This is a genomic window from Holdemania sp., from assembly GCF_986127675.1.
In genome coordinates, this window is sequence record NZ_CFQZWI010000132.1 from 1 (window position 1) to 6,276 (window position 6,276).

Here is a 6,276-nt window from a genome sequence, read left to right on the forward strand (position 1 = left end):
CTTCCGATCTTGGACAATCGCGTTGTACATCTGCATGCCCTCCTGAATCGGACAGCGGTAGTCTTCAAACGAATGGATAAACAGCGTCGGGGTAACGCATTGATCCGCGGCCTTCAACGGCGACTGGTCCCAGATCTTATTCACATCGCTCCACGGCGTGGCATCCATCTGATCGTTGCCGAAGGAGAAGCCGATGTCGGACACCATGTTTTCCGAGACCCAGTTGGAAATCGAACGCTGCGAAGCTGCGCACGCAAATCGGTTCGTATGACCGATGATCCAGTTGGTCATGTAGCCGCCGTAGCTTCCGCCGGTCACGCCTAAACGTTTCGGATCGATCTGCGGATAGGCTTTCAGCACGGCATCGGTAAACTGCATAAAATCGTCGAAATCGATCGTTCCGAATTTTCCGCGCAGATCGGCGAACGCGTCGCCGCGGCCATCAGAGCCATGGACGTTGCAGAAGAAGACGAAGTAGCCCTCGTTGGCCCACAGCTGCATTTCATGATAGAAGACCGGTCCATAGGAGCCGCGCGGCCCGCCGTGAATATCCAGAATCGCCGGATATTTTTTCGAGGGATCATAGTCCTTCGGCTCCAGCACCCAGCCCCAAAGCGGATTCGGCGTCTGCGCATAGTCGAGCCGTTTCGGCATCGCTACATAACATTCAGCCAGCGCCGCGTCGTTAAAATGCGAGCGCTGCACGCATTCCCCCGTCTTTAAGTTTGCTTCGTAAATTTCCTGCAGCTTCATGTCTTTCATCGCGATCAAATAGGCCGTATCTCCCTGCAGATCAAAACCGAAGATCGCGCCGTCAAACGGCAGCGCCTCCGTCCGGCGTCCCTGACTGTCAAAGCGAAACAGCGGCGTATGATCAGCATCGGTCATCACGGCATAGAAATCCGTGCCCGCAATCTTCTTCATCGCGCTGCCGCCAAACGCGCAGTCCGTGCCGACAGCATTGCCAAACGTCGCGTCGTTGTCGTTAAACAGCGTTCGGGCCTTGGTCTGCGGATCAATTAAATATAGTTTCGGCGTTTCACCCGCGCCATATTTTTCACCATCGCTCATTGCAGCCAGAATCGCACCGCAGTACCCCTGGGTGAAGCTGATCTTCATCTGGCCCGGTTCGATCAGGCAGTCGATCGTTTTCGTCGTGAGATCCAGCCGGTACATCCCGTCCTTCACTTCTTTGACCGTCGTGAAATCCGCGCCCCAGAAAACAACCTGATTGGTTTCCGCTTCCAGCTCCAGTCCGGAAACCGCAAAGGTCGGCGAGGTTAGGAAATCCACGGTTCCCCGTTTCGGATCCCAGACTGCCAGGCGGCTGCGCAGTCCGTTAGTAAATCCGGCGCCGTCAAAATAATACGGTGCTTCGCTCACAATCTGATAATCCTGTTCTTCTTTTTTCTTCTTTAACAACGCCTGCTTTTCCTGTTCCGGCAGCTCAGCCATGCGGGAATAGTCAAGATGATAGCGGATCGTCAGAAGCAGCCGGCTGTCCTTCATCCGTTTAAAACCGGTGACCGTATAAGGAATCGTCATCACCTTCCGCGCTTCGCCCTGATGAATATTCAGCCGGTAAAAAACCGTGCGCTCCTCGCCCGCAGCCAGCGCTTCTTTATCCTTCGAATCCCGCAGGGAAGCAAACAACAGCGTTTCCTCATCTTCCCAGATAAAATTGGATTCGTTAAATGAAGTCAGCTGCCGGACCTGCCCGTCCTCCAGCAGCCACAGATGGTTGTCATACCCGTTGTCGCCGTTGGCCTGCGTCACCACGAAGGCCGCGGTGTTGGGTTTCGGTCCGGCTTGAAGATTAGAACAAAAGCGATATTCCGTGAATTGATCTAAGCGGATTTTTTTCATGTTTTTACCCCCAAAATATGGTATTAGTATAGCATGTTTGAGTTCGATTTTCCGCTGGTTTTCACTTTTTCTTCATTCTCTTTCAAATTCTTTCATTTTGTTACATCAACATATCAAGATTCATTCTTGATTTTTCCTCATCTTCTTCGTCTATATAAAAAACGCCGCAGAAGAGTCAGGTTCCTCACTTTCTGATGGGTAACATAAGCTCTCAGCACCGCAGCCGGTCCGACTAATTTCCAAATCAAGCAAAAAAAGACTAAGCCACAGGTCTTATTTCAAGATCCTTCCGGTTCAGTCTTCCATTTCATTAATGAGTCCTATCGCTGAATCCGCCACCCTGTTTGTTCGTCATAATGTCAGCCGCGATTTATTTTGACGTCTGCGGATGCAGATGTGTCAGGGAGCGGTCTAAATAGAGTTTCGCTTGTTGACTGTCACCTTTGTTCTCAAACATCTTGGAGATCAGAAATTCTGCTTTCGCTTTTTCTTCGCCCTCCAGCTGATCCAGTTTAGCCAGATCTTCATCCAGATCCGCGTACGAATGATCGATCATCACGGCGTAATATTTCTGTGTTTCAGCTTTTAATGCTTCCGAACAGGTCGCTAAATTCAAAAGCCGGTTGCCGTACAGCCTGACCTTCGCAATATCCGAGCGTGCGACATAATAATAGAACGCGTTGTAATATACCGCTTCCTTTTGCTTGTCATTCAGCCTGCATTGATCAAAATCAGCGAACCGCCGGTCAATCTCAGCCGGATCCTGCTTAACCAGTGCCGCGTTTAATTTCATGAAGTCAATATTAAACGGATCGAAGACAAACTGCACCGACCGTTTTTCAATTAACCGGTCAAATCGATCAAAATCCCGTGTCATCAGACAGCTTGACAGTTCTCCGGCCAGCCGGCTGCGGAGCCGTTTCGGGATGACAATGGACAATGCGAACAAAATCAGAATGACAAGGATAATCCATACTTCAAACATGACTTTTCCCGGCAAAAGAAGCTCGCTTTTGCTTTTCCTTTCCCATGAAGATCTCACGGATCAACGATCGTGACAAAATTACCGCCGTCAGCACCGTAATCCAATCGGCACCAGGCTGCGCGTAAAAAACACCGGTCTCACCCAGCGTCCTGGAAAGCAGAAGCAGCAGCGGAACATAGATGATTCCCTGTCGGAACAGCGACAGAATCATTGACTCCCGCCCCTTTCCGGCCGCCTGCAGCGTAATCGTGAAAATATAATAAATCGAATACACTGGCAGCGACCAATTATACGCCTTCAGATACTGAGCGCCATAACTCTGCGCCGCCTGCCCGGTTGTAAAAACCGAAACAAACGCCGGGGCAAACAGCGCTACTAATCCGATTGCGATCAGGCTATAGCCCGTCAACACCTTGAGATTCCAGATGATCGCGTCCCACAGCCGCTGGTAGTCCTTTGCGCCATACGTAAATGAGGCCAGCGGCAGATAGCCGTTCGCTACGCCCTGAATAAAGAAATTGACGAAATACATCGTAAACTTCCCGACGTTGCAGCCGGCGGCGAAGTCGACGCCGTAAGTGAACACGACCTTGGTAAAAACCAGAATCGCCGCGCTGGACATCAGGTTGCGCACATAGACCGCAAAGCCGACGGAGAAGATCTCGCGGATGATCGGCCAGTCGATGTGAAAATCAAACAGCTTCCAATGCAGTGCCGTCTGTTTCGACGATAACCGCCGCAGGCATAGCGCCAACGCCGCAAACTGTGCCGCTGCACTGGCGATCGCCGCGCCCACAACGCCAAGACCCAGGCCGAAATCAAACATTAAAAATGGATCGAGAAGGATATTCAGAAGCACGCTGAGGGCCATGACCACCATCGGATACTTCACATCGCCGACAGCCCGGAACAACTGGATGCACGCGGTATATAACGAGGTACAGACCGCGAACAGAATCATGATCAGTCCATATGCCTGCCCATAGTCAAGCACGGCCGGATCCTGAGTCTGCCAGCGGAGATATGGATTCAGAAGTAACAGTGCCGCTATAGTGAACAAAATTGAAAACAGTGTTGTAAACGTGATCGTCGTACGGACGATTTCGGCCGCTACATTTTCCTGCTTCGCGCCTAACTGCCGGCCCAGATAGCTCGCCGCACCGATGCCGGCCGCTTCGCCGATCTTGGAAATCAGCAGTGTCAGCGTTGCCGACAGCGAAATGGATGCCAGCATCGCCGTGTTGTTCAGCCGGCCGATAAAAAAAGAATTGATCAGCTCGTAAATCAGCGAGATAACAGAAACCATGACCGCCGGAACGGCGAGCTTGATCATCGCCGTTCCGATCTTTTCATGGGCCAGTAAATAGGTGTCAGCTTTCATGCGATCGCCTGTTTTTTCCTGCTTTCAGGCTAAGCGACCCGGTGCGTTTTCAGGAATTCCTGATTGAACACGTCGCCTTCCTTCTGCCGGTCATAAACGCAGCGGCCCTCGCTGAACGTGTACAGACAACGGTATTGATCGTCGATCACGATCAGATCCGCATCCTTTCCGGCTTCCAGCACGCCCTTGTCAGGATAGCCGTAAACCAGCGCCGGGTTGCGGCTGGCCATCCGCGCCGCATATTTCATTCCGATTCCGACGTTTTCAACCAGATTCTCAATTCCTTTCAGCACCGGCATTGTCGATCCGCACAACCGCCCGGTATCCGAAAGGCAATAGCCGTCCGGCGTGATATTGACGTCCGGGAAGCCTTCCATCATCCGGAATTTTCCAACCGGCGCGCCCGACAGATTCGAGCAGTCCGACACCATCAGGAAGTGATTAAACGGATCACGCTTCATCCTGAACATCAATTCCAGCATCGCATTGCAGATATGCTTGCCATCGCAGATCACTTCATTATAAAGCTCGTCGTTCAGCAGACAGGCGCCCAATCCGCCCATGTTGCGGTGATGGATCCCGCTCATGACGTTCGCAGTGTGCGTCGAAACGGTGATGCCCCAGCTGAACGCTTCGTTGGCTTCCTCCAGCATCATATTGCTATGAGCGAAAGCTACCCGCACGCCCTCGCCGGTCAAATACTCGATGGCTTCGCGGGCCTTAGGCAATTCCGGCGCGATTGCGAACAATTTCAGCTTGCCGCGCGCTTTCGCGACGTTTTGTTTCAGCTCGTCCAGATCGATATCCGGATGTCCCGTATCCACGCCCTTTTCACCGACGCGGTTGAGGTATGGACCTTCGGAATGAATACCCAGCACCTTTGCGCCGTCCACGTCTTCCTCCGCAAGCTTCGCGACCGTTTCAAAGCCGGCGAAATCCGTTGTCGGCAGCACGCCGGTCACGCCCTGGGAGGCCAGTCCCTTTAAATATCCGCGCAGCTCCTTTTCGATGTCGCCCTCAAAGCCCATCGCGCCATAGCCCAGTGTTCCATGGTTATGTGTATCAATAATTCCCGGCAAAATCCGATTGTCCTGAACGTCCAAATCGACCGTAACAGGACTGTGAACATCCAGAAGCTCAACAATCTTTCCCTGCTCCAGATGCAGGATTCCGCTGACGCAGCCCTGCGGCGTAACGATTCTCGTCGATTGAATATACATAATTTTCTCCCTTCTAAAACACCGTTCTCTATTTTTCAGCGTTTTTGATCAAGCCCTGCTTCATGGCTTCCGCCACGTCGTAATAGTCGATGAGTTCGACATGATTTTCTGCAACGAATGCTTTCATCAGCGGCGAAGTGACGAATTCCAGATCCTTGCACCGCTCGATCGACAACGAGGTCTGGCTGAACAGGTCGGCGTCGACATATCCCGGATGCCCCCCAGCCAGAACATACTCGTGTTTTAAAAGCTCGTCTTTATATTTCAGGAATTTTCCTAACGGATCTTTTTTCAGCTGCGCTTGAGGGTCAAAGACTTTCGATACCGATGCGTTGGTTTTCTCCTCTTCCTCCTCCGGCAGTGAGAAGGTCGTAAACGCCATCTGCATAAAATCAAAGGCAAATGGCAGATCTTCATCCTCAGCAATCTTGCGCATCGCTTTAAGCATTGTTTCCGCTACAATCGAATGGCCGTTTAAATAGCCTGGTTTGCGTCCGGTCAGCGCGATAAAGCAATCGTACTGCGCTTTGATCTCCGTATAGACTTCATCGTAAGGGAATAATTCCGCGCGGCCTTCCTCACTTTGCCAGCGGGGATCATGAATCCGAATATTCGAGCGGATCAGGCGTCCGTTTTCATCGACGAGATGCGGAATTTTCTCAGCCGGTGCACAGGATGGCCCGGCAACGAGATTGAAGTCGATCCCGAAGCAGAAATCAGGTCTTTCCTTGATGAACTGCGCGGCCCACGGCGCAATTTCCATATTGGTAAACATCCCGGTGCATGTCAGGGTGAGATCGGAAGAGCACACGTCTGAACTCCAG

Annotated in this window: 5 protein-coding genes; all 5 read right to left on the reverse strand. The window is 51.8% G+C overall.

Going from position 1 to position 6,276, the window contains the following annotated elements; translation table 11 throughout:
* Positions 1–1,866, reverse strand: a 1,866-nt coding sequence (locus AC5OW4_RS13845) for an alpha/beta hydrolase family protein (RefSeq protein ID WP_493677106.1), incomplete at its 3' end; no start/stop codon positions are given.
* A 370-nt stretch (positions 1,867–2,236) separates the two neighbouring features.
* On the reverse strand, positions 2,237–2,851 hold the full coding sequence (locus AC5OW4_RS13850) for a hypothetical protein (RefSeq protein WP_072684519.1): 615 nt from the start codon (positions 2,849–2,851) through the stop codon (positions 2,237–2,239).
* On the reverse strand, positions 2,844–4,232 hold the full coding sequence (locus tag AC5OW4_RS13855; protein ID WP_072684520.1) for an MATE family efflux transporter: 1,389 nt from the start codon (positions 4,230–4,232) through the stop codon (positions 2,844–2,846). Before AC5OW4_RS13855 ends, AC5OW4_RS13850 begins: the two co-directional genes overlap by 8 nt.
* 29 nt (positions 4,233–4,261) lie before the next feature.
* Complete coding sequence (locus AC5OW4_RS13860; RefSeq protein WP_072684521.1) at positions 4,262–5,452, reverse strand: N-acetylglucosamine-6-phosphate deacetylase; 1,191 nt, start codon at positions 5,450–5,452, stop codon at positions 4,262–4,264.
* Positions 5,453–5,480: 28 nt separating this feature from the next.
* The coding region (locus AC5OW4_RS13865; RefSeq protein ID WP_493677107.1) for a ChbG/HpnK family deacetylase at positions 5,481–6,276 on the reverse strand (796 nt) is incomplete at its 5' end.

Coding starts and splice junctions, on each gene's coding strand:
- AC5OW4_RS13850 (WP_072684519.1), bottom strand. CDS start 2,851: ATGTTTGAAGTATGGATTATCCTTGTCATTCTGATTTTGTTCGCATTG.
- AC5OW4_RS13855 (WP_072684520.1), bottom strand. CDS start 4,232: ATGAAAGCTGACACCTATTTACTGGCCCATGAAAAGATCGGAACGGCG.
- AC5OW4_RS13860 (WP_072684521.1), bottom strand. CDS start 5,452: ATGTATATTCAATCGACGAGAATCGTTACGCCGCAGGGCTGCGTCAGC.